The following is a 26,314-nucleotide window of genomic DNA, read 5'->3' on the forward strand; positions in this document are numbered from 1 at the left end:
GCAAGTGACAGAAGATGCCTCGCAGCGGTGGGGAGAGTGACCGAAGCGGTGGGAATCCAGAGCCCCGGGACCGGCCACCGGCTCAATGTCATCCCCCAGCCTGGTCTTCTCTTGCCTCCTGGCCGACCACGAGCACCGGGCAGTAGGCGTGGGCAGCGCAGGCGCCGCTCACCGAACCCATGACCTGGGCCAGGAACCCGCCCCGCCCGCGCCTGCCGACCACCAGAAGTTGGGCGTCGCGGCTCTCATCGACGAGGACCTTGGCCGGTGGGCCAAACTTCACCGTCCTGGTCAGCCCATCCGGCAGGGCGCTGCCGAAAGCCCGTTCAAGGGACTGGTCCACGAGGCGCTTGGCCGTCTCCTCCAGTTCGGTGGTGGTAACCGTCCGCTCTTCGGGAAGGTGGGAGGCGAGGAAGAAATCCGATGTGCCCACGCAGGTGATAACCTCCAGCGGGGCGTTCAGGCCCGCCGCCATGCGCCCGGCGAGCCGGAGCGCCGTCGTCGAAAACTCTGAACCGTCCACGCCCACGACTATCCGCTGATCAACATTCATGGCCCCCAGCCTGCCCGGTCTTTCCGGCAGCGGCTAGGGCCAAAAGTCATGCGGAAGTCACCCCGCGTGCTGCACCGCACCCGGATGTGGGGAACTCATTGGTCCTGCGCTTGTTCCTACGACGCGGAGGATCAGCCGAGGGGGCTGTGCACCGTCCCCGGCCCGCTCTAGGGTGGAACAGACCCTACCTAAGAGGAGTACTGATGAGAGTTGCTGTTACCGGAGGAAGCGGAAAGCTGGGCCGGAGCGTCGTCCGGCGGCTGAGCGAGGACGGCCATGAGGTCACCAACCTGGACCGCGCCGGTGTGCGCGGCCACGGCTACACCGAGGTGGACCTGCGCAACTACGGCCAGGTGGTTGATGTGTTCTTGGGGCTGGAGGACCGCCATGCGGGTTTCGACGCCGTCGTGCATCTGGCCGCTATCCCGGCCCCCGGCCATGCACCGGACGCCGCGACGTTCGAGAACAATATGCAGGCCACGTACAACGTTTTCCAGGCCGCCCGCCGCGCCGGGATTAAGAGGATTGTCTACGCCTCCAGCGAGACCGTGCTGGGGCTGCCGTTCGACGTCGACCCTCCCTATATCCCGGTGGATGAGGATTATCCGGCCCGGCCGGAGAGCACCTACTCGCTGGTCAAGCACCTCGAGGAGCAGATGGCCATCCAGCTCACCCGCTGGGACCCTGAGCTGAGCATCACGGGCCTGCGGTTCTCCAATGTGATGGATCCCGAGGACTATGAGGAGTTCCCCGCCTTCGACGCCGACGCGACCCTGCGCAAGTGGAACCTCTGGGGCTACATCGACGGCCGCGACGGCGCGCAGGCTGTGGCCCGCGCCCTGGAGCACGCGAAGCCCGGCTTCGAGGCGTTCATCATCGCCAACGAGGACACCGTGATGAGCCGGTCCAGTGCGGGCCTTGCCGCGGAGGTGTTCCCGAACGTCCTGGTGGTCAAGGAGCTCGGCGAGCACCAGACCATGCTCTCGATCGACAAGGCCAAGCGGCTGCTTGGCTACGCGCCCGAGCACAGCTGGCGGAACTATCACCCGCTCCGCACCACCCCGACCGAAGACTGACCCGAAGACGGGCCCGATTGAAGACGGACCCGCACACCACTGACACGGACAATACTGAGGAGAATCATGCAATACCGCACCCTGGGTAACAGCGGCGCCGTGGTCTCCAGCTATGCGCTGGGTACCATGACGTTTGGCGCCGAAGCCACCGAGGAGCAGTCCCACGCCATCCTCGACGACTACCTCGCGGCGGGCGGCAACTTCATTGACACCGCCGACGTCTACGCCGCCGGCGTCTCGGAGGAGATCATCGGCCGCTGGCTCGCCGCCCGCCCGGAAGCCCGCGACGAGGTGGTGCTGGCCAGCAAGGGCCGCTTCCCGATGGGCACGGCCCCGAACGACGTCGGCACCTCCCGCCGGCACCTGACCCGGGCGCTGGATGATTCGCTCCGGCGGCTGGACGTGGAACAGATCGACCTGTACCAGCTGCACGCCTGGGACCCGGTCACCCCGCTTGAGGAATCGCTGCGGTTCCTGAACGACGCCGTCAGCAGCGGGAAGATCGCGTACTACGGCTTCTCCAACTTTCTGGGCTGGCAGCTGACCAAGGCCGTGCACCTGGCCAGGGCCCACGGCTGGAGCGAACCCGTGACGCTGCAGCCGCAGTACAGCCTGTTGGTCCGCGAGATCGAATCCGAAATCGTGCCCGCCTCGCTCGACGCCGGCATCGGCCTGCTGCCCTGGTCGCCGCTGGGCGGGGGCTGGCTCTCCGGCAAGTACAAGCGTGATCAGCCGCCCACCGGTGTTACAAGACTGGGCGAGAACCCGGACCGCGGTATGGAGGCCTGGAAGGGCAGGAACGCCGACCCGCGGACCTGGGAAATCATCGAGGAAGTCGAACACATTGCCGGCCGGCACGGCGCAAATCCTTCGCAGGTGGCGCTGGCGTGGCTGGCGGACCAGCCGGCCGTGAGCTCGGTGATCCTGGGGGCCCGTACGACCGAACAGCTCGCCGACAACCTTGAGGCCGCGGAGCTCCGGTTGACCGAAGGGGAGATGATGCGGCTCAGTGAGGTCAGCCGGCCGCGCGTCGGAGTGTATCCGTACGGGCCGCTGGCGCAGGAGCAGCGCAGCCGGAAAATCGACGGCGGCCGCTGAAACAGCAACGCGGGGTCACTTAGCGCCTATCCGACCGCAGTCGATGGGCGCTAAGTGACCCCGCGTTGGTTCTCCGGGGCTGGGATTTCAGGCCTGCGCCGAAGGCACCCCAGACTTCCGGCTCAGTGAATGAGCTCCCGGGTCATGCCGAACGGGACCTGGTCCGTGAGTGCCGCGGTGTAGTGGCCCGGCTTGTGGCGCGTGAGCAGGATTCCGTGCGTCCCCGCGGCCATGGCGAGCTGCTGCAGCCCACGCACAGCGTCGTTCAGGCGGTCGTCCAGGACGTGCCGGTTGTCGACCTGGATCTCAATGGACTCGGTACTGATGGTCATTGCACTGTCTTTCTTGGCATACTTCGCGTCGGCCCCAACAATTCAAGCGACAGTAACGTCATATTTGTGGGTCCGTCAAATCACCATGCGGGGTCGTGAACGCGGAGGTGTGGACCACAAACCCGGTCGGGGCGTAGCGTACGCCGTTGACCTGCAACTCCAGCATATGCGCACCTGAATAGTGCACCCTGGTGGTCATCTGGCGGAAGGAGTGGCGCTTGGCGAACGTCCGGGTCTCGCCCGGGGCGAGGACGGGGGTTCCCAGCTTGAACACCTTCACGGCCAGGGTGCCGTTCGCCTTGGCATAGTGCACCGCATAGTCGACGGCGAGGCGCGCCTCCGCGGGGCCGTTGTTGGTGATCTCAAACTCAAAGCGCAGCTCGCCGGGGAGCTCGACGTCGGGGCGGTCCAGCCGCGGCGGTGTGACGGCGAGCGACGCCGGCGGGAATCCCAGCAGCTCGAGCGCCCCCGGGTGGGCCTTCTTGAGCAGCGTGCGCAGCCCGTGCCGGACCACCTTGGGCGTGTTGTCATCCGGCGCGGCCATCCACGCCGTGGCGGTGGCCACCATCAGATCCGGCGCGTGGCGGGCGAGGTCGTTGAGGTGGTTCGCGACCGAGCGCCGGACGTCCTCCACCGGGTCCCGGTACAAGGCGTCAAGAATCGGCACGGTGGCGGACGGCCGGGCCGCGATCCCGGGGACCCGGATCGCCCAGGGCAGATAAGGCCGTGTCCCCTCGCTGGCGAGCCGGCGGACGTGCCAGTCCGGGTGTGAGGTCCAGCCCCGGACGACTGTCAGCGCCCGGTCCAGATCCGCGGCGAGGAGCCGCCTGACCGCAAACTCAGCGGTGAGCCGCGGCGTCAGTTCGGCGAGCAGCCGCAGGCAGTCATCGAAGTCGCCGGGAGCCGGTGAGGTGAGGGCCAGCGCGACGGCGGTTTCCGTCACCGGCCAGATCATCCAGCCGGTGAAGTCCGGTTCGTCCAGGGCGCGGCGGAAGGTGCCGGCCGCCGTCGGGTAGTCCTGGGGAAGATCCGCGAGCAGGGCACGGCTCACGAGGTCTGTCCGTTCCCGTAGGCTCAGCTCGTCCAGCCCTCTGCCGGCCACGGCCAGCTGGGCCCAGCCGGTGCCGGGCGACGCCGCGGTAAGGATCCGGCGCAGCGCGCCGACAACAGCCGGGTTGATCAGTTCATTCATGGCGCCCATTGGTTCAGGCTATCGGCACCGACGGACCGCCGATCCACGGTAATCTTCAGCGGTAGTCAACACACGGCGCAGAGGCGGGAACCGGGCATGGCGGAAAAGCACACGGGGAAATCACCGGGCTGGTGGCGGACCTTCCACGACAAGTTTGTGGTGGAGGAACGCTTCATCAGCGGACCTGCCCGGGACAGTCTGTACCGGACCGCCGTCGGGCTCATGCTCCTCGGCACCGTGCTGTTCGTCGTGATCCTGGCCGGCGTCCTCGTCCAGGGCGGTCTCACCGCCCTGGACGAACCGGCCCGGTCCTGGCTCCTGACACTGCGCTCCGAGACCCTCACAACCAGCATGATCATCCTCGCGATCGTGTTCGGTCCGGTTGCCCTGCCGGTCATCGTCCTGGTGGCGACCGTCGTCTGGGGGGTGCTGGCACGGCATGCCTGGCGTCCCCTCCTGCTGGCCGCCGCCATGCTGACCGGGGTAATCCTTGCCCAGATCATCGGGCGCACCGTCGGCCGGGAACGGCCGCCCGTGGACCTGATGCTCTTCGGCGCCGACTTCACTTTCTCCTTCCCGTCCGGGCATGTCCTCGGCGCGTCAGACTTCCTGCTGGTCGGCACCTTCCTGATTTTCTCCCGCCGGCGCAACCACAAGGCCGCCCTGATCGGGTTCGTCCTCGCCGGCATCGGGGTCTTCTTCGCGGCCATCAGCCGGCTCTACCTGGGCTACCACTGGCTCACTGATGCCCTTGCCTCGGTGTCCATTTCGTTTGTGGTGCTGGGCGCGGTTATCGCGCTGGACACCTGGCGGACCGCTCGGGTCCGCGGTGAACGGATCACCGGCACGCTTTCGAAGGCAGACTCGAGCGGGGACTAGCGGCCCCTTGTTCGTCCGGGGCGGCGGTGCCACAGTTGACCATGGCCACCGAAGACGACGTCCGCCGCGCTGCCCTGGCACTGCCGGGTGTGACCGAGCGGCCCAGCTGGGGCCAGCCGGCCTGGTTTGCAGCCACGCTCATGGCCCGGATCTGGAAAGACGGTGTGCTCACCGTTAAGACCGAGGAACGGGAGGCCCTGGCAGGGACGGCTCCGGAAACCTATTTCTGGACCCCCCATCACGAACGATCGCCGCAGCTTGTCCTGGTCCGGCTGGACCGGATCGACGTTGAAGAGCTCGGGGAACTGCTGGAGGAGTCGTACGGAATCGCCGGCGGAAGACGGCGTTAGGCACCGCCCAGCTGCCTGGTCGGCGCGCTGCTGGTTGCCTGTTGCCTCATCTATTGATGGTGGACTGGCGACTGGCCTTCACTCCTGGCGCTGAGTTCCGGTCAGGTATGTCGCGAGGTTGACCCCGCCCGGCAACGGCTCGATTCCGACGGCCTGCAATTCGCGGGGCCGAGCGTCGCCCCCGAAGAGCGGGATTCCGCTACCCAGCAGAACCGGATTGATTTTCAACTGGATCTCATCGATGAGGTCAACGAGCTGGCCGGCAAGTTCGCCGCCGCCGCACAGCCAGATGTCCAAGCCAGGCTCGTTCTTCAGCTCGGCAATCTGCACGGCGATGTCGCCTCCCATGACCTCGACACCGGACGGCTCAGGGAGATCCTGATGGGCGACGACGATCTGCCGCAGATGCGGGTAAGCACCGCTGGCCAAGCCAGCAGCCACGGCCGGGGCGTGGGTGCGGCGACCCATGATGACAGTGTCGAAACGACGAGGTGCTTCCGTCACGCCGAATGTTTCTCGCAAGTGCCCCGGGCAGGTTTCGGGGTAGCGCGCAAAGATGTTCGCCAGGGTTTCAGACTGCACGGGGAAGCAAGCGACGTCGCCCGCTGGGTCGGCAATGAAGCCGTCGATCGAGGTGGCGACGTAGTACACAAGCCGGCGCATAAAAGACTCCAATCAATACAGCTGTTGTAGTTGCCCCTAATGTACAACATCTGTAGTGATTGACGTAGCCTGTCAGCATGGTTTCCAACCCTGGCCGTAGAGTGAACGTCACTGACGCAGCTCTCCTGATCCTCGGACGTGACGGCAGCCGTGCCCTCACCCACCGGGCCGTAGACAGACTTGCAGAGGTTCCCTCGGGAACCTGCGCCAACTACTTTCCAACCCGCGCGGCCCTCCTGCTCGCCATGGCCCAGCGCATCTTCGATCGACTTGGGCCTGACCCGGATCACCTCCTGCAGCTCGAGCAGGTGGCGGAACAGGACGCGCTAGCGGAATACGCGGGTTACGTCGTGGAGCGCCTCACCCTCAATCCTGATCTGGCCCGCGCCCTCATCGAACTGCGCCTTGAGGCCTCCCGCGCGCCAGAGGTTTACGAGGCCCTCGCGCCGTTCCTGCGTCAGGGCCTGAGTGACGACCTTGCCTTCCATCACGCCCGGGGCCTTGGTGGCGACCCGCTCGTGGTCCTTCTTCTGCACCACCTCGTGAACGGCATCCTGCTCGACCACCTCACGATTCCCCTCGACCCCAAGAACGATCCCGTGGCCACCGCCAAAGAGGCAGCCGGGCGTATTGCTTTGAAAGCCGCCAGCTCCGAGTGACCCTCGTCGTACGACCGTCAGGTAGCCATATGGCCCCCACTTACTCCGGGGCGGGCCGCTGGCCCCGGCCGGGGCTCTGGGCCAGCGGGTCAGGGCCACCAACTCATCAGAAACCCGGCGCTGGCGCACCCGTTTTGCGGAAATATTAGCTGAGGCGGCGCGACGCTGGGCCCCGGGTCGTGGCGTGAGACGCCGGCGAGGCCTAAAATCAGTCTACTGCCTGAAACTACATAAGGGACCCCCGCCGATGAATGCCTCCGCCAAGGACCTGGCCGCGCTGCTTCCGCCCCGCTTTACCCTGGGGGTGGCGACTGCCGCTTTCCAGATTGAAGGCGCACTGGACGAGGACGGACGCGGCCCCTCGGGGTGGGACGTTTTCGCGGCCAAGCCCGGCTCGATCGTGGACGATCACAGCCCCGCCGTCGCGTGCGACCACTACCACCGGATGCCCGAAGACGTGGCGCTGATGCGGGAACTCGGGATCGACTCGTACCGGTTCTCGCTGTCCTGGTCCCGCATCCAGCCCGGCGGCAGCGGCCCGGTCAATCACGCGGGCCTGGACTTCTATGACAGGTTGATCGACCTGCTGCTGGCCAGCGGGATCGCACCGATGGCCACGCTGTACCACTGGGATACGCCTCTGGAACTGGATGCGGCCGGCGGCTGGATGAACCGGGACACGGCCTATCGGCTGGGTGAATTCGCCGCCATCGCCGCGGACGCCTACGGAGACCGCGTGACGCGCTGGGTCACCGTCAACGAACCCGCCACCGTGAGCACCAATGGCTACATGCTGGGAATGCACTCGCCGGGCGAAACCCTGATGCTCAAGGCGCTGCCGAGCGTTCACCACCAGCTGCTGGGCCACGGGCTGTCGCTGCAGGCGCTCCGGGCCGCCAATGTGCCGGGAGAAATCGGGATCACCAACGTCTATTCACCGATGGTGCCCGCCTCGGTCAACCCGCTGGACAAAGTCAGTGCCGGCCTGATGGACGTGGCCCAGAACCGGCTGTACGCGGACCCCGTCCTGCTCGGCAAGTACCCGGATAGCATCCGGATCGCCACGTTCTTCTCTTCGTTCAGCCCGTCCAGCGAGGACATGGAACTGATCTCGCAGCCGCTGGACTTCTACGGGCTGAATTACTACATGCCCACGCGCGTGGCGTCCGGCCCGGGCGAGGGTGCCGTGCCCGAGGGTATGGCCGCGGCGATGGGCGATGACCTGGGCGGCACGGCACCCGGCTCCCCACTCCACATCGCGTCGTTCCCGGATACGGAAACCACCGCGTACGGCTGGCCGATCAAACCGGAATACATGGCCGTTGCCCTGTCCGAAATGGCCGAGCGCTACCCAGACCTGCCGCCGGTCTTCATCACCGAGGGCGGGGCGAGCTTTAAGGACCTCGAGATCCGGGACACGGACGGCCGGCTCATCGTCCCGGACGAGCGGCGCGTGAACTTTCTGGCCGACCACATTGGCAGCGCCATCGAAGCGACGTCGCCCGGCGGCCCCGCGGAGTCGATCGATCTGCGCGGCTACTATGTATGGTCCCTGATGGACAACTTCGAATGGTCCGGGGGCTACAAGCAGCAGTTCGGCCTGCTGCACGTGGACCGTGAAACGCTTGACCGCACACCGAAGGCCTCCTACTACTGGCTCCAGGAGCTGCTCGCGGCGCGGCGCGGGGATGTCGTCCCGGAGTCTCCCGACGCCGGTGTCCCGGCGGAGGCGTCCGACGTCGACCGCTTCCGTACGGTGGGCTAGCACCGCCCGGCTGGGCTAGCGGGGCGGCTGCAGCAACTCGAGGTCCTGGAGGCCTTTCGCCAGGCCTGCGCCGTCGGGGGAGTAGATCCATGGCACGGTGGAACCGGTGTGGTCGCCGGAATCCGTGTGGCCGCCGGCCAGCACGGCTTCGCCGGCGGAGAGCTGACGGATGCCGATGGCGGCCACGCGGTCCGCATGCTGCCGGGCGAAGTCGGAGTAGATGGCCTCGTCATGCTGGCCGTTGTCCCCGAACAGCAGCCAGCGCATGTTCGGGAACTGCTCGGCCAGCAGGTCCAGGTTCCGCCGCTTGTGCTCCTGCCCGCTGCGGAACCAGCGGTCCTGGGTCAGGCCCCAGTCGGTGAGCAGCAGCGAGCCGGCGGGGTACATGTTGCGGCTCAGGAAACGCGCGAGCGTCGGCGCCGCGTTCCAGGGTCCGGTGGACACATAGATCACCGGCGCGTCCGGGTATTCCACCGTGAGCCGGTCCATCAGCACGGCCATGCCGGGCGTCGCCATCCGGGCCCGCTCGTTCAGGACGAAGGTGTTCCACAGTGCGAGGAAAGGTCGCGGGACGGCAGTGAGCATGATTGTGTCATCGATGTCAGACACTATGCCCAGCCTGGTATCGGCGGAAACGACGTAGATTCTGGCTTCCACCGGCTCGGTTCCCTCGGCCCGCAAAACGGCGGTGTGCCACCCAGGACTGAGGGACACCCTGACCACCGTGTCCACGATGCCGCCGCGGTCCGCGTCTACCAGGGCGGTGACGCCGCCGATTTCGATCACCACCTCGGTGAACTGGATCGGCACACTAGTGAAAGCCCGCCAGCCGCGGATGTTCTGGTTGCCGTTCTGGGCTGCATGTTCCGCCCGGCTCCCGGGGGCCAGCCTGGTGGTGAGGACCACGCGGCCGAGTACGCGGACCCATTCGGTGGATCCGTACCCCTGGTACGCGATGGTCTGCGGGATGAAGTTCCAGCGCCGGGCTGCCTTCAGGCGGAGGGCGTTGACCGCGTCCGCGACCGAGTGGGCCAGCCGGAACGCACGGTTGCCGGACACCGGCTGCTGCTGGGGGGACTGCGACGCCAATTTCATGCCTCCACTCTCCCACAGAGATGCGGCGGCCCGGGTACCGCGGCTGCGCGGACCGGCCGCCGCCTCATGCTGGCGACGGCGCAGACGTAGCGCTTCCTGTGAGGCGTCCGCAGCCTACCGGCGCTCGCCTCTGCCGGCTTTCCGGGATGGCGGGGACACCACTCGATCGTCCTTTCACCGCGGATGGCAGGAGGAGGCACAGGATCCTAGGCCCGGTGAGGGGTGTGTGGCACTGTAAGTGCCATGGCCCGCATCGAGGATTATGCAATGGTCGGCGATACCCACACCGCCGCCCTGATTAGCACCGAAGGTTCCATCGACTGGCTGTGCCTGCCGCGTTTTGACTCGCCGGCCTGCTTCAGTGCCCTGCTGGATACGCCCAGGGCGGGCCGCTGGCTGCTGGCGCCGGAAGGCGGTGGCGAATGCACACGGCGGCATTACCGCAAGGGCACGCTCATCCTGGAAACCGAATGGGAGACGCCCACCGGCAAGGTCAGGATCATCGACTTCATGCCGCCCCGCGACGGGGCCGCGGACCTTGTGCGGATTGTGGTGGGGGTCCGCGGCTCGGTCCGGATGCGGGGCGAGCTGGCCCTGCGCTTCGACTACGGCCACATCGTTCCCTGGGTCCGCCACGACGAGAACGGGATCCACGCTGTTGCCGGGCCGGACGCCGCCTACCTCGTGACGAAGGCGCCCCTGCGGGGCGAGCGCCTGCAGACAATCAGCGAATTCACCATCAGGGCAGGGGAGCGCCTGCCGTTCGTGCTGACCTGGACACCGAGCCACCTGTACCGCCCGCGTGCCGTGGACCCGGAAGCAGTCCTCGCGGCCACCGAGAAGTTCTGGCAGCACTGGTCCGCAAAGTGCAAGATCACGGGCCCCTACCGCGAAGCGGTCCAGCGCTCACTGATCACGTTGAAGGCGTTGACCTTCGCGCCCACCGGCGGGATTGTGGCGGCCATAACCACGTCCCTGCCGGAGGAGCTGGGCGGCACCCGGAACTGGGACTACCGCTTCTGCTGGCTCCGTGACGCCACGCTGACGCTCCAGGCGCTGCTGGCCGCGGGCTACACCGAAGAGGCTGCCTCCTGGCGGGACTGGCTGCTGCGGGCGGTGGCGGGGGACCCCGCTGACCTGCAGATTATGTATGGCCTCCACGGTGAGCGCCGGCTGCCGGAGCTGGAACTGCCCTGGCTGCAGGGCTATGAGAAGTCCGCTCCGGTAAGGACGGGCAACGGTGCCGCGGGGCAGTTCCAACTGGATGTCTGGGGTGAAGTGCTGGACTGTCTGTCGCTGACCCGGAATTCGCTCCTGACGAGCACGGATGAATCCTGGGACGTCCAAGTGGCGCTGATGGAGCATCTCGAGACCGTGTGGAGCCGGCCGGACAACGGGCTTTGGGAGATGCGCGGACCGCGGCGGCATTTCACCCACTCCAAGGTGATGGCGTGGGTAGCGGCCGACCGCATGGTCAAGGGCGTCCGGGACTTCGGCCTAACCGGACCGGCGGACCGTTGGGAGGACCTCCGCGATACCATCCATGCCGAGGTCATGGCCAAAGGGTTCGACGCCGAACGGAACACCTTCGTACAGTCCTACGGCGGGCCGGAGCTCGATGCGAGCTTGCTGCTGATCCCGCGGGTGGGCTTCCTTCCGCCGGATGATCCCCGCGTCATCGGGACCATCGACGCGATCCAGCGCGAACTCACCCACGACGGCTTCCTGCTGCGCTACCGACCGGCAGAAAGCGACGACGGGCTGCCTGGCGAGGAGGGAGTGTTCCTCGCCTGTTCGTTTTGGCTGGTGGAGGCGCTGCTGGGCGTGGGCCGGCATCACGAGGCCAGGGAACTGTTCGAACGGCTACTGGCGCTGCGCAACGACGTCGGGCTCCTGAGCGAGGAGTGGAGTGTCGAGGACGGGCGGCAGCTGGGCAACATGCCGCAGGCGTTCAGTCACTTCGCGCTGGTGCTGAGCGCCATGGAGCTCCATGACGACGGCTTCCACCGCAGTGACATCCCGCTCCTGGGCAGCTGACCTGACTGTTGGCGTTTCCGGCCAACGGCGTACTACCACCATCACCGTCTGCTGGCTTTGGTGATTTTGGCTATCCGAAGAGGCATATGGAGAGTTTTCCGCAGAGCGGCCATGAGTCGGGGCGGGTGCCGCGGCTCGCCATCGATAGGTCGTCCAGGGCTGCCGCCGCGTCCGGGGACAGCCGCCGGACGCAGTCCGACGTTCCAGCCCAGTTACTCCGTTCCGGAACCCGTTTCCGCACAAAGGACCCGCGGGATCCCGCGGCATTCCGCGGGTGCCGGCTGGCGCGCGTGGAAGTAACTGGGCGGGAGCGTCGTGCCGGCACCGCGGAGTTTACGCGGAACACTGCCGCGGGCCGTCATCTCGGCATACGCTGGCGGGGCACCCGTCCATCCAAACCAGCCGCCCGGCACACCGCCACAGGAGACCGCCATGACACCCCACCATCAGCTCGGCCCGGTCGCGGTTGTCACCGGGGCCGGCTCCGGGATCGGCAGGGCAGTGGCCCGGCTCATGCTGGCCGAAGGCTACCGGGTGGCGCTGGCCGGCCGCCGCGGGGAACAGTTGCTCGAAACCGCCGCGGGCCATGCGCAGGCGCTGGCAGTTCCGTGCGACGTCACGGTGCCCGACGACGTCGAGCGGCTTTTTACCGCCGCGCTCCAGCGCTGGGGCAGGGTGGATGTGCTGTTCAACAACGCCGGCGTGTTCGGCCCCTCCGCCGCGGTGGACGAAATCAGCCTCGCGGACTGGGACGCCACCGTAGCCGTGAACCTGACCGGGTTCATGCTGTGCGCCGGGGCCGCGGTCCGGGTCATGAAGGCGCAGTCGCCGCGGGGCGGCAGGATCATCAACAACGGCTCGATCGCCGCGCACTCGCCCCGTCCGCGGACGGTCGCCTACACGGTGACGAAACACGCCATGACCGGGCTGACCAAGAGCATCGAGCTGGACGGCCGCGGCTTCGGCATCACCTGCGGGCAGATCGACATCGGCAACACCGCCACCGGACTGATGGAGACCATCGGCGTCGGGGACGGGGCACTCCAGGCAGATGGCTGCCGCCAAGTGGAGCCGACGTTCCCGGTCGCGGACGCCGCCCGTGCTGTGCTGTTGATGGCCGGAATGCCGCCCTCCGCGACCGTGGGATCCGTGCTGATCACGGCGGCCGGGATGCCGTTCATCGGGCGCGGTTAGCTGAACTGTCGTCCGCGGATGGTCCGCTGGTGGTGCGGCCATGGTTTACATGACTATCACGGGGATTGTTTACTCCCTGCTGCTGAGCGACGTTGAAGTCAATACGCCAATTCCCTGGGTGAATGTTGTCCTGCACTTCACGATTCCCACGGTGATGGTGATCGACTGGCTTGTGGACCTGCCCAGAATCCGGGTCTCGTTGCGTGAATCCCTGATCTGGCTGGCGTTTCCGCTGCTATATCTGGTGTATAGCCTGCTGCGCGGGCCGATCGTTGGCTGGTACCCGCACCCGTTCCTGGCCCTCGGGACAACGGCTACGCGTCCGTGGCGGTCATGTCGGTCCTGATCGGGATCGGATCCTTTGTCTTTGTTGCCATCGCCGCCTGGTCCTCGCGTTTGCAGAACGCCGTCCCGCACCCGGCGTCGGCGAGTCCCTCGAGCCTGGACCGGGCGGTTTAGAGCGGCAGCAGCCCGGACAGGTCGGCGCGCAGTCCCGAGGCGGCCACCTTGCCGGCGGTGACGGCGTCGGCCCAGCTCAGTTGTCCGCTGACCATAGCCAGCCAGGTGGCGGCGTCGCACTCGATGACGTTGGGTGGGGTGCCGCGGGTGTGGCGGGGTCCCGCCACGCACTGCGTCACGCCGAACGGCGGAACCCGGACCTCCACCGAGTTCCCGGGCGCCCGGGCGGTGACTTCCTCCAGGGAGTAGCGCACCGCCGTCGCGAGCGTGCTGCGCGGGAGGGGGGCGGCCGCTTCGGCGACTGCGCCGGTTCCCGTGGAGCCCGACGCCGGGGCGTTGGCTTTAAGCCACGCGTCCAGTGCGGCGCGGCCCTCGTCTAGAGCTATCCGCCGTCTTTGAACAACCACAAATATTCCCTCCCGGCTATTGGCAATAGCCGCCACCGGCGGCCTATTCCACCCTACGTCACCCGGCAATTCATCGGATGTTAATGAACTGAACGGCTTTCTGTCCTCAACATACGAAGCTGAGTATTTTGGCCCGAAGCGGGCGAGGATTGCGGGATCTGAATACAAGTGGAATCCGGCATTAATCACGTAGTCGATTTGCTAGCGTGGCTCGCTTTCGGACGGCCATGCTCGAAGTACAGCTCGCCGAGGCGACGGCAGCATTTGACGGCGCGGACGGCACCAGAAGGTGGATCGTGGAGCGCGGCACCGGATATCCAGCCGGGAATAATGGCAGTAATGGATCGAACGACATGGGGGATCACTCGCCTTTTACGTCCCATTTCTCGTTGGCACAGCAGTGAAGGTCCGATTATGCGTACTTTCGACATTTCGCAGAACTCCGCCCAAACGACATTCGACTGGTCCACTCTCAGCGACTTCTACGCCGAGGCGTCACCCTACTTCCCGGTTGCAATCGCCGGCGCCATTGTCTGGGGCCTCTGGCTCTACCGGTTCATTTTCTCGCACCGGGCGCGGCCAATTGTGTCGGATTTCCAGGCCGCCACCTCGGTGATTGTCCCGTCATTCCATGAGGATCCCGACATTCTTATGAGCGCGCTGGAGTCCTGGCGGCAGCAGCGGCCCAACGAGATCATCATTGTGCTTGACGTCGAGGATCTGGCGGCCTACGGACGCATCACCGCGCTGGGCGATAAGACCATCCGGCCCGTCCTTTTCCACCACGTGGGCAAACGCTCGGCGCTCGGCGCCGGCGGCCCTGGCCGGGCCGCCGCCAGTGCCGCGGTCAGTTAATCGGCGGTGGACACGGTCACCGTGCCGCCGGGGTCGGGGTCGGGGTCGGGGACCGGTGCCGGGGGTGCCGTTGCCGCAGCCCGCGTCGGAGGGTCCGCCGACGCCGTCGGGCCGGCCGCCGTGGGGACGGCACCCGCCGACGGGCCGACGTCAGACGGTGCAGCACCCGCCGACGGGCCGACGTCGGACGGTGCGGGGGCCTCGGGTGCCGGCGTCCGGGGTTCGGCCGCCGTGGCGGGGGAGGTCCGGGCTGTCAGAACCGTGGCGGGGTACAGCTGGGCGGAGGGAACGGCGCCGAGGGCCAGCACCATCACGCCGGTGGCAAGGATGGGCCAGAGCTGCAGTGCCCGGAGCCGCAGCGCAGAGGGCTGATCGGCATTCACCATGCTGCTCCGTCCGGTAGCAGGGGCTCTGTGGCAGGTCCAGCTGCCAGGGATCGAAGGTGCCAACCGCGGCATACCGGGGCCGGAACTATCCAGACTGCCTGATCCCGGTCCATGAGTCCAGCACTGGCCGGTCCGTGACACTAATCCAGCAGTGCCGAAACGGCGCGGCCCAGCCGGATTTTGCCCACCGGCCGGCCGCCGCCAAGCACGGGGTCGACGACCTTTTCCAGCACGCTTGCCACCTCAGGGATCTCGACGGCGCCGGCAGCCGCGAGCAGGGTCAGCCCCACCAGCGTCGTCGCCCGGATGTTGCCGTCGAGGATCTTGACGGCAACGGACGCCCCGGTGGGGGTCGCCATCACCAGCACGCCCTCGGCGCCGATCTTGGCGAGGACGCCGAGGTCGTCCATGACGATTGTGTTGCACCCGCCCTTGCCCTGCACGGCCCATGGGTAGTCCAGCATTGAGGTGGCGATCGTGGCGGCGCGCGCATTGGAGTTCTTGTCCCCGGGGGCTTTGGCCAGCTTTGAAAAGGCCCGGGCCAGCCCGGTCAGCGAAACGGCAGCGACGGGAGCGCCGCAGCCGTCGATGCCGAGGTGCGCGATGCTTTCGCCGCAATACTCTTCGATGACCGAGCGGATGCTCTGCTGCAGCGGGTGGTTGGGTTCGAGGTAGCTGTGCGTATCCCAGCCGTTTTCGGTGCAGGCCCACAGGAAGGCGGCGTGCTTGCCGGAGCAGTTGAAGGCGAGCCTGGATTTGCCGCGCTCGGAACGGACCAGCCAGTTCCGGGCGGTCTCGTCCTCAGGCCAGGCCGCAGGGCACTGCAGCTGCTCTTCCTTGACACCGGCGGCCTTGAGCATGCCCTCGACGACATCCATATGGTCAAGCGAGCCGACGTGGCTGCCGCAGGCGATCGCTACCTGGGCGCCGCGCAGCGGGACGCCGGACTGCATCGAGGCGAGGGCCTGCAGCGGCTTGAGCGTGGACCTGGCGTAGATGGGGGTGGTGATGTCGCCGAGTTCGGTGACCACAGTGCCGTCGCCGGCCATAACCACGGCAGCGCCGATATGGCGGGATTCGACAAAACCGCTGCGTTCTACCACTGCCAGTTCGACGGCGGACTCGACGGTGAAGGTGGCACGCGAATTCAGGGGCATGCAGCAAGTCTATGGTGCACTGCGGGGATACCCCGGCTATTCCACGGTCACCATGACGGACTGCCAGCCGGACGCGCCGTCGGGCACCGGATCCGCCCGCTTTTCCGTCTGCACTTCGCCGCTTGCATCGGTGGCGCGCGCTTTGATGTAGTGCGGGCCGGGGGTGGCCTCCCAGTCGAAGGACCACTGCCGCCAGGTGATGACGGAGGCCTCCGCGGAGAGTACAGCCTCGGTCCAGGGCCCGCCGTCGATCTGCACCTCGACCTTGGTGATACCCCGGGTCTGGGCCCAGGCGGTGCCGCCAATGGCGACCTTACCGGCCGGGACCTTGGCGAAGGATTTTGGCACTTCCACCCGCGCCATGGTCTTGATCGGGCCACGCTCGGACCAGCCGCGCTGCGTCCAGTAGGCCTTGCTGTCGGCAAAACGGGTGACTTTCAGGTCCACCACCCATTTGGTTGCGGAGACGAAGCCGTACAGCCCCGGGACTACCATCCGGACGGGATAGCCGTGGTCGAGCGGCAGGGCTTCGCCGTTCATGCCGATGGCCAGCATCGCGCCGCGGTCGTCCTGGAGCACCTCCAGCGGGGTGGAGGCGCTAAAGCCGTCCACTGAGGTGGAGAGCACCATGTCGGCGCCGTCCTTGGGGCGGGCCATCTTGAGTACCTCGCGGATGGGCATGCCCATCCATTTGGCGTTGCCGGCCAGGTTCCCGCCAACCGGGTTTGAGACGCAGGTCAGGCTGACATGGGATTCGATCAGCTTCGCGTCGAGCAGGTCCTGGAAGCTGAGGCGGACTTCCTGCTCCACGAGGCCGTGGATGCGCAGTTCCCAGTCCAGGGCGTCAATTTCCGGCACGCTCAGTGCGGTGTCGATCCGGTAGAAGTCGTTGTTGGGTGTGAGCCAGGGCGTGACGCCGGGAGCCGCGGACTGGACGCCGGCAGGCACTGGGGCGGCAGCCGTCGCCGGGGCCGGGAGCTGAAGGGATTCGCGGGCCTGTGCCACACTGCTGCTGGCCGCGCTGAGCAGTCGTCCGCCGGTCGCGGCGATCGCCGATGCCGCAGCGGTGACGCCGGTCGCGGCGAAGAAGGCGCGGCGGCTGGTGGCGGGCCGGTCGGGTTCCTTGGCAGCACGATCAGAGGCCATGTCCGGCCACTGCCGCATCCGCCACAGCCGCGAGATCAGGAGCCGCAGCACGATCAGCCCGGCTAGGGTGCCGATCAGCGAGGGAATCGCGTCCAGCGGCCGGACGCTGGCGCGGGTCACGACGCTGGCAACGATCACGGCGCCCATCAGTAGCACACCCGCGACACCGAGCGCCCAATTGCGGTAGGCCACAATGCCCAGCACACAAGCGAGCAGCAGGATGGTTACCGCCATGCCGACGAAGAGGGCGGCCTTGTCGTTGGTGCCAAATGTGGCGATGGCGAAATCCTTCATCCACGGCGGCGTGAAGTCGATGAAGGTCGATCCGAGGGCGATCAGCGGGGTCGCCCGCGCCGTGAAGAAAGCGCCGATAAGTTCCGCAACGGAGAGGACGACGGCGGCCGCGGCCACGCCTGCCAGCGCGGCCAGGGCGGTGGGGCCTGCGAGCCTTTTTATGGGCTTCTGCTTGCGGTGCTTCTTCATACAGGGACTTCGTAACTGCCCGCCCCGCGGATTGTCCCCCCGTCCGCGGGACATGTCCATTCTTCGTGCCCGGGCGTGGGCATAGTGGCATTGTGTCCGGTGCCCGCGGCCAGGGCTGGGCATGTCCTGTGGCTCGTGAAGGGACTGGGCATGTCCAGCCGTGGTCACAGCTTAGGAGCCTGACGGGTCCGCCAAGTACCCTTGGGGACTGTGAAGGTACTTGTCATCGGCCCCGGCGGCCGCGAACACGCCATTGTCCGGTCCCTGCTTGCCGACCCGAACGTTTCCGAGGTCCACGCGGCCCCGGGCAACGCCGGCATCAGCAAACTGGTCCCCACACACGCGATCGACGCAAGCGACCCCGACGCCGTCGCCGCCCTGGCAACCCGGCTGACAGCCGACCTCGTGGTGGTCGGCCCGGAGGCACCGCTCGCCGCGGGCGTGTCCGACGCCGTCCGCGCGGCGGGCATCGCGGTGTTCGGCCCCAGCAAGGCCGCGGCCCAGCTTGAAGCCTCCAAGGCCTTCGCCAAGGAAGTCATGGCCGAGGCCGAGGTTCCCACCGCGATGGCGCGCGTGGCGTCCAACGCCGAGGAAGCCGCCGACGCCCTCGACACCTTCGGCGCGCCCTATGTCGTCAAGGATGACGGGCTGGCCGCGGGCAAGGGCGTGGTGGTCACCAACAACCGCGCGGAGGCCCTGGCCCATGCCCAGAGCTGCTTCAATGCCGGCGGAGTCGTGGTGATAGAGGAATTCCTCGACGGCCCCGAGGTCTCCGTGTTCGTCCTCTGCGATGGCAGCAACACCGTAGCCCTCGCCCCGGCCCAGGACTTCAAGCGGATCTTCGACAATGACGAGGGCCCCAACACCGGCGGCATGGGCGCCTACACCCCGCTGGACTGGGCCCCGGAGGGCCTGGTCCAGGAAGTCATCGACCGGGTGGCCCAGCCCACGGTCAAACAGATGGCCCTCCGCGGCACCCCGTTCGTCGGCGTTTTGTTCGTCGGCCTCGCCCTGACCTCCCGAGGCACCCGAGTCATCGAATTCAATGTCCGCTTCGGCGACCCGGAAACCCAGGCCGTCCTGCCCCGGCTCAAGACGCCCCTCGGCGGGCTGCTTATGGCCGCTGCCAGGGGCGAACTGGACAAGGCCCAGCCGCTGCGGTGGTCCAGGGAGTCAGCCGTCGCCGTCGTCGTCGCTGCTGCGAACTACCCGGACGCACCCCGCACCGGGGACCGGATCCGCGGGCTGAAGAAGGCCGGGTCCCTCGAGGGCGTCCACATCATCCATGCCGGCACAAGGTTCGACGACGAAGGCAAAGTGGTGTCCGCCGGCGGGCGCGTTCTGGCCGTCGTCGCAGTGGGAACCGATCTGGTGGAGGCCCGCGAGCGGGCGTACGACGGCGTCGAGCTGGTCCAGCTGGACGGCTGCCAGTTCCGCACCGACATCGGCGGGAAGGCGGCCCGCGGCGAGATCCGAGTGTTGAGCCCCGGGATGCCGTCCGGCACGAAAGCAAAGGCACAACCGTGAGCGCAACCGAATTCCCGATGCCCAACGGCGGCCTCACTACCGCGACGCTGGATCTGCCTGGCTGGAAGCACATTTACTCCGGCAAGGTCCGTGACCTTTACGTGCCGGTGGATCAGTCCATCTCCGAGCGCTTCGGCCGGGAGTGCGTCCTGGTAGTGGCCAGCGACCGCATCAGCGCCTATGACCACGTGCTTGCCAGCGAGATCCCGGACAAAGGCCGCATCCTGACCCAGCTGAGCCTGTGGTGGTTCGGGCAGCTCGGCGTGGAACACCACGTGCTCGCGTCCACGGTCGGGGGAGGCGTGCCGGCGGCGGTGGACGGCCGTGCGATGATCTGCATGAGGCTGGACATGTTCCCGGTCGAATGTATTGCCCGCGGCTACCTCACCGGCTCGGGCCTGGCCGAGTACAAAGAGTCCCGCACCGTGTGCGGTATCCCGCTTCCGGAAGGCCTGGTGGACGGATCCCGCCTCACCGAGGCCATCTTTACACCCTCCGCGAAGGCAGCGGTGGGTGAGCACGACGAGAACATCAGCTACGACGCCGTTGTGGAGATCGTGGGCGAGGACATCGCGGCCCGGCTGCGGGAGCTGACCCTGGAGATCTACACCAAGGCTGAGGAAATCGCCCGTGGCCGGGGCATTGTCCTGGCCGACACTAAGGTGGAGTTCGGCTTTGACGCCGCCACCGGCATCATCACCCTCGGCGACGAGGTGCTCACCCCGGACTCCTCACGGTTCTGGGATGCCGCCACTTATGAGCCGGGCAGGGCCCAGCCGTCCTACGACAAGCAGTACGTCCGTGACTGGCTGACCTCGCCGGAGTCCGGCTGGGACCGGGCCTCCGCTGTGCCGCCGCCGGCGCTTCCGGCCGACGTCGTGGCCCGCACCCGCAGCCGCTACCTCGAGGCCTACGAAAAACTCACCGGCCGAGCGTTGGGCTAGGCGCGCCCGCCCGAGGATTGACCCGGGCACGTCCGATTAGGCGTTCGCCTGGGTCCCAGACGCGGCGGCGGCTTCGGCGCGGCGCCGGGCAAGCCTGATCTCCAGCACGGCGTCCATCGCCTGCTGGACCCGGTCCGAGGCCCCGGCCGCGCTGAACTCCTTCTGCGCTTCTTCAAGGTAGGCGAGGGCCTCGTCGGATTCGCCGGCGGCCTTGAGCGCCCTGCCGAGCAGGAGCGCCACCTCACCGGCAGTGTGCCGGGCGAGCGTCCCACGCTCGGCATGGATCTCCCGCAGTTTCTGCACGGCCGCGACGATGTCGCCGGTCAGGTAGAGCCAGCGGGCGCGGATGAAGGCAACCTCGAGCTCGTCTGCCCTGTTGCCGCCCACGATCGAGAGGGCCAGTTCCGCACGCTCGATCGAGTGCAGCGTTTCAGGTTCCACGATTCCGGAGGATAGGCGGACTGCGGCGGACGCCTTGTTGAACCGGGCCCAGAGGTCAATGTCGTTCGCGGGCGAGAGCAGCTTGGCGGCCCGCTCGTGATACTTGATCCCCTCGGGGTAATCGTGGCGCATGAAAGCGACGTTCCCGATGACCCAGGCTACCTCGCCGGCCAGTTGGGGCATGGACTGGTCATCAATCTGCGCGTTCATGTCCCGGCAGTACCGCCAGGCCTCCTCGAGCCTGCCGCTTTCGGCCAGCGCGCCGATCAGCGCACGCAGGGCGCCGATGATGAGAGTGGAGCCTTTGGGCAGCTCGGCGCAAAGGCGCACCGCTTCCTGTGCATGTTCGACGGCGACAGCCAGCTGTCCTTGGCCGTGGCATACCGCGGCAAGCATCTGTAGCGCGCGGACTCCGAGGCCGGCCGACTCAGCTGCCATCGGATGGTCCAGCAGGCGCTGCACGAGGTTCTGGCATTCCTTGAGCTCGCCCTGCTTCATGAGGGATTCGGCCTGCATATAGGTCATATTCCACCATGCGCTGGTGTTCCTTGCCTCAAGAGCGATCTGGGCCGCCGCTTCGGCGTGGGTAGCCGCCAGCACGTAATCCCTCAGGTCCCAGGCCTGGCGGGCATACAGCCCGGCCAGCACGTATTCGGCGTCGCTGACGGAAACCGGCTGGTTCCAGGCTTCCAGTGCCTTGGGTGCGAGCTCGAGCCTGCGGGCGAGCTCCTCGATGACCACTGGCGTGGGTTCGCGGCGTCCGGTTTCGAGCAGCGAGATGTAGCTGGCCGAGTAAACGCCCCCGCCCAGCACCGCTTGGGTCAGGCCCCGTTCCAGCCGTTCCGCGCGGAGCTTCTCCCCGAATCCGTTCCCCACGGATACCTCCTAATTCCGGACATTCTTTGTACTAAATGCTTGACAGCCTCTGTGGAAATCATTTTACAATGTGTGTCAACAAGGGCAGTGCTGACTTGGTGACGACCCGACTCTATCCCCGACTCATATTGAGGAACTCCATGTTGAAGAAGATTGCAGCCGGCGCCCTACTGGCGGGCGCCCTGGCGTTCACCGCCGCGGCCCCCGCGGTGCTGTCCATCAATGCCATCGGCAACTGGCCTGACCCCATGGGCGCAACTCTGGCGATCGGCAACTGGCCAGATCCCATGAGCTCAACCCATGGCAATCTCTCGGCGATCGGCAACTGGCCGGACCCGATGACCTACTCCACCAACATCGGCAACTGGCCGGACCCGATGTAGGCAGCACCTCTTTGACAGCCCCGGGACATGTACCAACAGTGTCCCGGGGCTGCTTTTTGCCGATTGCCCCGCAGTTCGGGTTAACAAGAGCCGGGGTTCGCAAAAAGTCGGCGCTTACTGAAGCCCGGGTTTCACACAAAAGAGGGCCTTCCGGTGGAAGACCCTCTTTTTGGCTGGTCGGGATGACAGGATTTGAACCTGCGACCTCGTCGTCCCGAACGACGCGCGCTACCAAGCTGCGCCACATCCCGATCCGCTGCTACAAAAGCAACTTCACAAGACTAGCCGATTGGTGCCCCGGATGCGAAATCGCCGCCGGCTTGCCGCTGAAACGAGGCGAAACAGCCGCGGAAAAACTCAGACGAGCGAATCCTTCCACGCCCCGTGCAGTTGCGCGAAGCGCCCGCCGCCGCCAATCAGATCCGCCGGCGATCCGTCTTCGACCACACGCCCGTCGTGGACCACAAGCACCCGGTCCGCGCTCTCCACGGTGGACAGGCGGTGCGCAATAATGAGCGCGGTCCGTCCGGGCCCGGCGCCGGTACCCTCGAGGAGCCTGGCGAGAGCGCTCTGCACGAGGCGCTCGGAGGGGATGTCCAGCGAGGAGGTCGCCTCGTCCAGGATCAGCACCGCCGGCCGTGCCAGGAACGCCCGGGCAAAGCTGATCAGCTGGCGCTGCCCGGCCGAGACGCGGCCACCGCGCTTGTTGACGTCGGTGTCGTAGCCCTCGGGAAGAGCCCGGATGAACCCATCGGCACCCACGGCCTCCGCCGCTGCCTCGATCTCCGCCCGGGCGGCGTCCGGCCGGCCCAGGGCGATGTTGTCCGCGACGGAGCCGCTGAACAGGAAGGCCTCCTGGGTGACCATCACGACGTTCCGCCGCAGATCCGCCGTCGTGAGCTGCCTCAGGTCCACGCCGTCGAGCGTGAGTGAACCGGCAGAGACGTCGTAAAAGCGGGCGATCAGCTTGGCCAGGGTGGATTTTCCGGCGCCGGTCTGGCCCACCAGGGCCACGGTCTGCCCGGCGGGGATGTGCAGGTCCATCGGGGGGATGATCACCGGTCCGTCGCCGTAGCGGAACTCGACGCCGGTGAAGTCGATGGCACCCTTGGCCTCGCGCAGGGCTACCGGGTTCCTGGGCGGCCGGACCGTGGGCACCTCCTCGAGCAGCCCGGACACCTTCTCGAGGGCCGCCTGGGCGCTCTGGAACGAGTTGTAGAACATCGCCATCTGGTCCACGGGCTGAAAAAAGCGTTTGGTGGACAGGATCAGTGCCAGCAGCACACCGACGGCGAGTTCGCCGCCGAGCACCCGGAAGCCGCCGAACAGCAGCACGACGGCGACGCAGACGTTTCCGATCAGCACCAGGCCGGGCTGGAAGACGCCGCTGAGGTTGATGGTGCGGACGGTCACCTTTCGGTAGTCCTCGGAGAGAGCGGCGTACCGTGCGGCGTTCTCGCGTTCCTTGCGGAAGGCCTTGACCGCGCGGATGCCCGTCATGGTTTCGACGAAGTGGACGATCAGCCGGGCCGAGACCACCCGGGATTCGCGGAAGGCGATCTGGGAGTGCTTCTGGTACCAGCGGGCCAGGAGGTACATCGGCACGCCGGCTGCCAGCACAAGGAGCCCGCTGCGCCAGTCCAGCGCGAACACCGTGGCGGCCGTGAACACCATAAATACCAGCCCGGAGGCCAGCGAGCTGACGCCGGAGTCCAGGAGCTCGCGCAGCGCCTCGAGGTCCGAGGTCTGCCGGGCGATAATACGGCCGGAGGTGTACTTCTCGTGGAACTCCAGGCTCAGGCGCTGGGTCTGCCGGAAGACCCGGACGCGGAGGTCCAGCAGCATCGCCTGGCTGAGCTTCGCCGTCGAGTTCACGTACAGGGCGGTGAGGCCTCCCGCCGCGACGGCGGCAGCGAGGTAGGCGACGCCGGCGAGCAGGAGCGGGAGGTTATCGCCCGCGCGCAGGGCAGGCAGGGCCCGGTCGATGCCGAAGGCGATCAGGGCCGGTCCGGCGACGCGGGCTGCCTGGGAGAGCACGACGGCGGCGATTGTGAGCCAGAACCGGCGGCGGACGGGGCGGATCAGGGAGCCCAGCAAGGCCAACGAGCGGCGCCTGACCGTCTTGCTTTCGCTCTTGGTCAGGTGCGCGTTGTCCTCGTTGGCGGTGCCGAAGGTTGCGCTGCTCATCGGGAAATCTCCTCCGCATTGAGGTCGGACAGTTCGGAGTCCAGCAGGTCCGTGTCCAGGTCCCGGGGTTCCGGGTCGAGGCTGGCGATCACGTGGCGGTAGTGGCTGTTCCCGACGAGCAGTTCGGCGTGGGTGCCGACGGCGCTGATCCGGCCGTCCTCCAGCAGCGCCACCCGGTCCGCCAGCGCCACGGTGGACGGGCGGTGGGCGACGATCAGGGTGGTGGTATCGGAGAGGACTTCCCGCAGCCGGGCCTCGACCAGTTCCTCGGTGTTGACGTCCAGGGCCGAGAGCGGGTCGTCGAGGACCAGCACTCTGGGCCGGGCAGCGATGGCGCGGGCCAGGGCGATGCGCTGCCGCTGGCCGCCGGACAGGCTCAGTCCTTCCTCGCCGATCAGGGTGTCCGGGCCCTCCGGCAGGGAGTACGCGAAGTGGGCCTGGGCAACGTCGAGTGCTTCGTCCAGGGCTTTCTCGCGGTCTTCTGCGGACGGGATGGGGGCTAGGGTGCCGGGGGTTGACGCGCCGGGGGCTGACGCGCCCGGGGCGCCGAGCATCACGTTGTCGCGGACCGAGCTGGAGAACAGGGTGGTGTCCTCGAACGCGACGGCGACCACGGACCGCAGTTCCTCGATGCTGAACTCGCGGAGGTCCACGCCGTCGATCGTGATGGAACCGTCCGTGACGTCGTAGAGGCGGGGGACCAGCTGGAGCAGGGCGCTTTTGCCGCTGCCGGTGATGCCCACCAGGGCCATTGTCTCGCCCGGCCTGATGTCCAGGTTGATGTCCGTGAGGATGGGGGTGTCCGGGGCGTCCCCGTAGGCAAACGTGGCGTGCTGGAAACTGAGGGCGCCCTTGAGCCGGGCGGGGCTGCGCGGGTGTTGCGGGCTGGTGATGGTGTTCACCGAGTCCATCACCTCGAAGTGCCGGTCCAGCACGCTCTTGGCGTTGAGGGCCATCGCCAGCAGCAGGCCGCAGAACTCGACGGGGGCGGCGATCACGGCCGCCGTGGCGAAGAACGCCACCAGCGCGCCGATGGAAAGTTCGCCGGTGGAGGCCAGCAGAATCCCGACGACGAGCCCGGTGCCAAGGGCGAGTTCGGGAAGCAGTGTGACGATGAGGCTGAAGGCGGCCAGGTGCTTGGCCTTGGCAACCTCGGTCTGGCGGAGTTCCTCGGCCTGTTCGTTGAAGTTTTCCAGCGCCTCGCGGCTGCGGCCGAACGCCTTGAGCACGCGGATGCCGTGGACGGACTCCTCGACCGTGGTGGCGAGGTCGCCGGCCTGGTCCTGGCTGCGGCGGGCCACCTTGCCGAAGCGGGTGCGGAAACGGTAGCCGTAGATCATGATCGGCACGGCGGCGGCCGTGAATATGAGCGCCAGCTGCCAGCTCATCGAGAACATAACGCCGACGCCGATCAGCACCGTCAGGGTGGTCACCACCAGCATGATGGCGCCGAACGCCATCCAGCGGCGCAGGAAGTTCAGGTCTGTCATGGCGCGGGAGAGCAGCTGCCCGGAGCCCCAGCGGTCATGAAAGGAGACCGTCAGATCCTGCAAATGGCCGTACAGGGACACCCGCATCCGGGTCTCCACCGTGGTCGCGGGGTTGATGACGAAGGTGCGGCGCAGCGCGACGAGGCCGGCCTCGGCGGCGCCCAGGCCCAGGATGGTCAGAGAGGCGATCCATACCGCGTCCGTGCCCCCGCCCGGCTGCAGAGAATCGTTGATGAGCACCCGCAGCACCTGGGGGATGGCCAGGGCCACCACGCTCGCCAGCAGTGCACAAAGCAGGCCCATGATGAGCCGCGGCATAATCGGCAAGACGAGCGGATAGAGACGGCTGATGGACGCGAAAAACGGGGTTTGCTTGGCCATGCCTGCTTCTTAGAAACGCGACGGCTTCAGTCGCGACGGCGAATTGTCAGACGCAATGTCAGACGAAATGTCAGACGAAACTGGAGGTAGTTTCCTGTAGCAACTACCCTAGGCCATCGGGTGACCGGGTTCACATGAATTGCGACAGCTTCGGGATCTCGCCCAGTCATTACATACCGCAATGACCGCCCGGCGCCCCGCCCCCCGCGGGACCTGTCCAGTCCTCGCCGCGAGGGGCGGGCATCAGCCAGCCGCCGGCGGGGACATGCCCAGTCCTGGCCGCCGGGAGTGGACATAAA

General features: G+C 67.1%; 26 protein-coding genes and 1 tRNA gene. 14 read left to right on the forward strand and 13 right to left on the reverse strand.

Going from position 1 to position 26,314, the window contains the following annotated elements:
• Positions 1–88: 88 nt before the first annotated feature.
• On the reverse strand, positions 89–553 hold the full coding sequence (locus RCH07_RS05200; protein ID WP_326966416.1) for a universal stress protein: 465 nt from the start codon (positions 551–553) through the stop codon (positions 89–91).
• A gap of 203 nt (positions 554–756) precedes the next feature.
• On the opposite strand from RCH07_RS05200, the gene RCH07_RS05205 reads away from it, so the two are divergent.
• Both RCH07_RS05205 and RCH07_RS05210 read left to right on the forward strand, forming a co-directional pair.
• Entirely contained in the window at positions 757–1,629 is an 873-nt protein-coding gene (locus RCH07_RS05205; RefSeq protein ID WP_326966417.1) for an NAD-dependent epimerase/dehydratase family protein, read from the forward strand.
• Positions 1,630–1,695: 66 nt separating this feature from the next.
• Complete coding sequence (locus RCH07_RS05210) at positions 1,696–2,727, forward strand: aldo/keto reductase (RefSeq protein WP_326966418.1); 1,032 nt, start codon at positions 1,696–1,698, stop codon at positions 2,725–2,727.
• A gap of 122 nt (positions 2,728–2,849) precedes the next feature.
• Here the strand turns inward: RCH07_RS05210 and RCH07_RS05215 are convergent, their stop codons facing one another.
• Entirely contained in the window at positions 2,850–3,059 is a 210-nt protein-coding gene (locus RCH07_RS05215; RefSeq protein WP_326966419.1) for a hypothetical protein, read from the reverse strand.
• A gap of 58 nt (positions 3,060–3,117) precedes the next feature.
• The gene (locus tag RCH07_RS05220) at positions 3,118–4,260 is read right to left on the reverse strand and encodes a DNA alkylation repair protein (RefSeq protein WP_326966420.1); all 1,143 of its coding nucleotides are present in this window, start codon (positions 4,258–4,260) and stop codon (positions 3,118–3,120) included.
• Positions 4,261–4,347: 87 nt separating this feature from the next.
• On the opposite strand from RCH07_RS05220, the gene RCH07_RS05225 reads away from it, so the two are divergent.
• Both RCH07_RS05225 and RCH07_RS05230 read left to right on the forward strand, forming a co-directional pair.
• A complete protein-coding gene (locus RCH07_RS05225; protein ID WP_326966421.1) occupies positions 4,348–5,130 on the forward strand; it encodes a phosphatase PAP2 family protein in 783 nt (260 codons plus the stop codon).
• Positions 5,131–5,171: 41 nt separating this feature from the next.
• Entirely contained in the window at positions 5,172–5,480 is a 309-nt protein-coding gene (locus RCH07_RS05230; protein ID WP_326966422.1) for an MmcQ/YjbR family DNA-binding protein, read from the forward strand.
• A 78-nt stretch (positions 5,481–5,558) separates the two neighbouring features.
• Here the strand turns inward: RCH07_RS05230 and RCH07_RS05235 are convergent, their stop codons facing one another.
• The gene (locus RCH07_RS05235; RefSeq protein ID WP_326966423.1) at positions 5,559–6,143 is read right to left on the reverse strand and encodes a dihydrofolate reductase family protein; all 585 of its coding nucleotides are present in this window, start codon (positions 6,141–6,143) and stop codon (positions 5,559–5,561) included.
• Between the two features lie 77 nt (positions 6,144–6,220).
• Between RCH07_RS05235 and RCH07_RS05240 the strand changes: the two genes are divergently transcribed.
• Together RCH07_RS05240 and RCH07_RS05245 are read left to right on the forward strand one after the other, a co-directional pair.
• Positions 6,221–6,802, forward strand: coding sequence for a TetR/AcrR family transcriptional regulator (locus tag RCH07_RS05240; RefSeq protein ID WP_326966424.1), 582 nt, complete (start codon positions 6,221–6,223; stop codon positions 6,800–6,802).
• 247 nt (positions 6,803–7,049) lie between these two features.
• Positions 7,050–8,567 carry a glycoside hydrolase family 1 protein gene (locus RCH07_RS05245; RefSeq protein WP_326966425.1) on the forward strand — a complete coding sequence of 506 codons (1,518 nt, stop codon included), beginning with the start codon at positions 7,050–7,052 and terminating at the stop codon, positions 8,565–8,567.
• A 15-nt stretch (positions 8,568–8,582) separates the two neighbouring features.
• Here RCH07_RS05245 and RCH07_RS05250 read toward each other — a convergent pair whose 3' ends face one another.
• Positions 8,583–9,662: an App1 family protein gene (locus tag RCH07_RS05250; RefSeq protein ID WP_326966426.1), complete on the reverse strand. Its 1,080-nt coding sequence runs from the start codon at positions 9,660–9,662 to the stop codon at positions 8,583–8,585.
• A 243-nt stretch (positions 9,663–9,905) separates the two neighbouring features.
• On the opposite strand from RCH07_RS05250, the gene RCH07_RS05255 reads away from it, so the two are divergent.
• From RCH07_RS05255 to RCH07_RS05270, 4 genes are all read left to right on the forward strand, one after another.
• Positions 9,906–11,699, forward strand: coding sequence for a glycoside hydrolase family 15 protein (locus RCH07_RS05255; RefSeq protein WP_326966427.1), 1,794 nt, complete (start codon positions 9,906–9,908; stop codon positions 11,697–11,699).
• A 432-nt stretch (positions 11,700–12,131) separates the two neighbouring features.
• Positions 12,132–12,893, forward strand: a complete 762-nt coding sequence (locus RCH07_RS05260; RefSeq protein ID WP_326966428.1) for an SDR family oxidoreductase — start codon at positions 12,132–12,134, stop codon at positions 12,891–12,893.
• Between the two features lie 40 nt (positions 12,894–12,933).
• Entirely contained in the window at positions 12,934–13,239 is a 306-nt protein-coding gene (locus RCH07_RS05265; RefSeq protein WP_326966429.1) for a Pr6Pr family membrane protein, read from the forward strand.
• Entirely contained in the window at positions 13,227–13,352 is a 126-nt protein-coding gene (locus RCH07_RS05270) for a hypothetical protein (RefSeq protein ID WP_326966430.1), read from the forward strand. The genes RCH07_RS05265 and RCH07_RS05270 overlap by 13 nt, the downstream gene beginning before the upstream one ends.
• Here the strand turns inward: RCH07_RS05270 and RCH07_RS05275 are convergent.
• Positions 13,349–13,759 (reverse strand): sterol carrier family protein, encoded by a 411-nt coding sequence (locus RCH07_RS05275; protein WP_326966431.1) that lies wholly within the window; start codon positions 13,757–13,759, stop codon positions 13,349–13,351. The genes RCH07_RS05270 and RCH07_RS05275 overlap by 4 nt on opposite strands.
• 414 nt (positions 13,760–14,173) lie before the next feature.
• On the opposite strand from RCH07_RS05275, the gene RCH07_RS05280 reads away from it, so the two are divergent.
• Positions 14,174–14,614: a hypothetical protein gene (locus RCH07_RS05280; protein WP_326966432.1), complete on the forward strand. Its 441-nt coding sequence runs from the start codon at positions 14,174–14,176 to the stop codon at positions 14,612–14,614.
• Here the strand turns inward: RCH07_RS05280 and RCH07_RS05285 are convergent.
• The 3 genes from RCH07_RS05285 to RCH07_RS05295 all read right to left on the reverse strand — a co-directional run bounded on the left by RCH07_RS05285 (position 14,611) and on the right by RCH07_RS05295 (position 17,786).
• Positions 14,611–15,000, reverse strand: coding sequence for a hypothetical protein (locus RCH07_RS05285; RefSeq protein ID WP_326966433.1), 390 nt, complete (start codon positions 14,998–15,000; stop codon positions 14,611–14,613). The genes RCH07_RS05280 and RCH07_RS05285 overlap by 4 nt on opposite strands.
• 140 nt (positions 15,001–15,140) lie before the next feature.
• A complete protein-coding gene (locus tag RCH07_RS05290) occupies positions 15,141–16,157 on the reverse strand; it encodes an asparaginase (RefSeq protein ID WP_326966434.1) in 1,017 nt (338 codons plus the stop codon).
• 36 nt (positions 16,158–16,193) lie between these two features.
• Positions 16,194–17,786, reverse strand: coding sequence for a molybdopterin-dependent oxidoreductase (locus RCH07_RS05295; RefSeq protein ID WP_326966435.1), 1,593 nt, complete (start codon positions 17,784–17,786; stop codon positions 16,194–16,196).
• 210 nt (positions 17,787–17,996) lie between these two features.
• Between RCH07_RS05295 and purD the strand changes: the two genes are divergently transcribed.
• The gene (gene purD, locus RCH07_RS05300) at positions 17,997–19,313 is read left to right on the forward strand and encodes a phosphoribosylamine--glycine ligase (protein WP_326966436.1); all 1,317 of its coding nucleotides are present in this window, start codon (positions 17,997–17,999) and stop codon (positions 19,311–19,313) included.
• Positions 19,314–19,330: 17 nt separating this feature from the next.
• Positions 19,331–20,257: a phosphoribosylaminoimidazolesuccinocarboxamide synthase gene (locus RCH07_RS05305; RefSeq protein WP_326966497.1), complete on the forward strand. Its 927-nt coding sequence runs from the start codon at positions 19,331–19,333 to the stop codon at positions 20,255–20,257.
• 36 nt (positions 20,258–20,293) lie between these two features.
• On the opposite strand, the gene RCH07_RS05310 is transcribed toward RCH07_RS05305, so the two are convergent.
• On the reverse strand, positions 20,294–21,574 hold the full coding sequence (locus RCH07_RS05310; protein ID WP_326966437.1) for a helix-turn-helix domain-containing protein: 1,281 nt from the start codon (positions 21,572–21,574) through the stop codon (positions 20,294–20,296).
• 140 nt (positions 21,575–21,714) lie between these two features.
• On the opposite strand from RCH07_RS05310, the gene RCH07_RS05315 reads away from it, so the two are divergent.
• Positions 21,715–21,957, forward strand: a complete 243-nt coding sequence (locus tag RCH07_RS05315; RefSeq protein ID WP_326966438.1) for a hypothetical protein — start codon at positions 21,715–21,717, stop codon at positions 21,955–21,957.
• A 174-nt stretch (positions 21,958–22,131) separates the two neighbouring features.
• Here RCH07_RS05315 and RCH07_RS05320 read toward each other — a convergent pair.
• The 3 genes from RCH07_RS05320 to RCH07_RS05330 form a co-directional block, all read right to left on the reverse strand.
• Positions 22,132–22,208 (reverse strand) — tRNA-Pro (locus RCH07_RS05320).
• Positions 22,209–22,314: 106 nt separating this feature from the next.
• Positions 22,315–24,144 carry an ABC transporter ATP-binding protein gene (locus tag RCH07_RS05325; protein ID WP_326966439.1) on the reverse strand — a complete coding sequence of 610 codons (1,830 nt, stop codon included), beginning with the start codon at positions 24,142–24,144 and terminating at the stop codon, positions 22,315–22,317.
• A complete protein-coding gene (locus RCH07_RS05330; RefSeq protein ID WP_326966440.1) occupies positions 24,141–26,015 on the reverse strand; it encodes an ABC transporter ATP-binding protein in 1,875 nt (624 codons plus the stop codon). Before RCH07_RS05330 ends, RCH07_RS05325 begins: the two co-directional genes overlap by 4 nt.
• Positions 26,016–26,314: the final 299 nt, after the last annotated feature.

Source organism: Arthrobacter sp. CG_A4 (genome assembly GCF_035985125.1).
GTDB lineage: Bacteria > Actinomycetota > Actinomycetes > Actinomycetales > Micrococcaceae > Arthrobacter.

Bases quoted from the DNA above. Each gene is read 5' to 3' on its own strand.
- RCH07_RS05210 (WP_326966418.1), top strand. From the start codon at position 1,696: ATGCAATACCGCACCCTGGGTAACAGCGGCGCCGTGGTCTCCAGCTAT.
- RCH07_RS05330 (WP_326966440.1), bottom strand. From the start codon at position 26,015: ATGGCCAAGCAAACCCCGTTTTTCGCGTCCATCAGCCGTCTCTATCCG.
- RCH07_RS05240 (WP_326966424.1), top strand. From the start codon at position 6,221: ATGGTTTCCAACCCTGGCCGTAGAGTGAACGTCACTGACGCAGCTCTC.
- RCH07_RS05235 (WP_326966423.1), bottom strand. From the start codon at position 6,143: ATGCGCCGGCTTGTGTACTACGTCGCCACCTCGATCGACGGCTTCATT.
- RCH07_RS05265 (WP_326966429.1), top strand. From the start codon at position 12,934: ATGGTTTACATGACTATCACGGGGATTGTTTACTCCCTGCTGCTGAGC.
- RCH07_RS05220 (WP_326966420.1), bottom strand. From the start codon at position 4,260: ATGGGCGCCATGAATGAACTGATCAACCCGGCTGTTGTCGGCGCGCTG.
- RCH07_RS05200 (WP_326966416.1), bottom strand. From the start codon at position 553: ATGAATGTTGATCAGCGGATAGTCGTGGGCGTGGACGGTTCAGAGTTT.
- RCH07_RS05285 (WP_326966433.1), bottom strand. From the start codon at position 15,000: ATGGTGAATGCCGATCAGCCCTCTGCGCTGCGGCTCCGGGCACTGCAG.
- RCH07_RS05205 (WP_326966417.1), top strand. From the start codon at position 757: ATGAGAGTTGCTGTTACCGGAGGAAGCGGAAAGCTGGGCCGGAGCGTC.
- RCH07_RS05225 (WP_326966421.1), top strand. From the start codon at position 4,348: ATGGCGGAAAAGCACACGGGGAAATCACCGGGCTGGTGGCGGACCTTC.
- RCH07_RS05325 (WP_326966439.1), bottom strand. From the start codon at position 24,144: ATGAGCAGCGCAACCTTCGGCACCGCCAACGAGGACAACGCGCACCTG.
- RCH07_RS05290 (WP_326966434.1), bottom strand. From the start codon at position 16,157: ATGCCCCTGAATTCGCGTGCCACCTTCACCGTCGAGTCCGCCGTCGAA.
- RCH07_RS05295 (WP_326966435.1), bottom strand. From the start codon at position 17,786: ATGAAGAAGCACCGCAAGCAGAAGCCCATAAAAAGGCTCGCAGGCCCC.
- RCH07_RS05270 (WP_326966430.1), top strand. From the start codon at position 13,227: ATGTCGGTCCTGATCGGGATCGGATCCTTTGTCTTTGTTGCCATCGCC.
- RCH07_RS05260 (WP_326966428.1), top strand. From the start codon at position 12,132: ATGACACCCCACCATCAGCTCGGCCCGGTCGCGGTTGTCACCGGGGCC.
- RCH07_RS05245 (WP_326966425.1), top strand. From the start codon at position 7,050: ATGAATGCCTCCGCCAAGGACCTGGCCGCGCTGCTTCCGCCCCGCTTT.
- RCH07_RS05315 (WP_326966438.1), top strand. From the start codon at position 21,715: ATGTTGAAGAAGATTGCAGCCGGCGCCCTACTGGCGGGCGCCCTGGCG.
- RCH07_RS05280 (WP_326966432.1), top strand. From the start codon at position 14,174: ATGCGTACTTTCGACATTTCGCAGAACTCCGCCCAAACGACATTCGAC.
- RCH07_RS05215 (WP_326966419.1), bottom strand. From the start codon at position 3,059: ATGACCATCAGTACCGAGTCCATTGAGATCCAGGTCGACAACCGGCAC.
- RCH07_RS05255 (WP_326966427.1), top strand. From the start codon at position 9,906: ATGGCCCGCATCGAGGATTATGCAATGGTCGGCGATACCCACACCGCC.
- RCH07_RS05230 (WP_326966422.1), top strand. From the start codon at position 5,172: ATGGCCACCGAAGACGACGTCCGCCGCGCTGCCCTGGCACTGCCGGGT.
- RCH07_RS05305 (WP_326966497.1), top strand. From the start codon at position 19,331: ATGCCCAACGGCGGCCTCACTACCGCGACGCTGGATCTGCCTGGCTGG.
- RCH07_RS05250 (WP_326966426.1), bottom strand. From the start codon at position 9,662: ATGAAATTGGCGTCGCAGTCCCCCCAGCAGCAGCCGGTGTCCGGCAAC.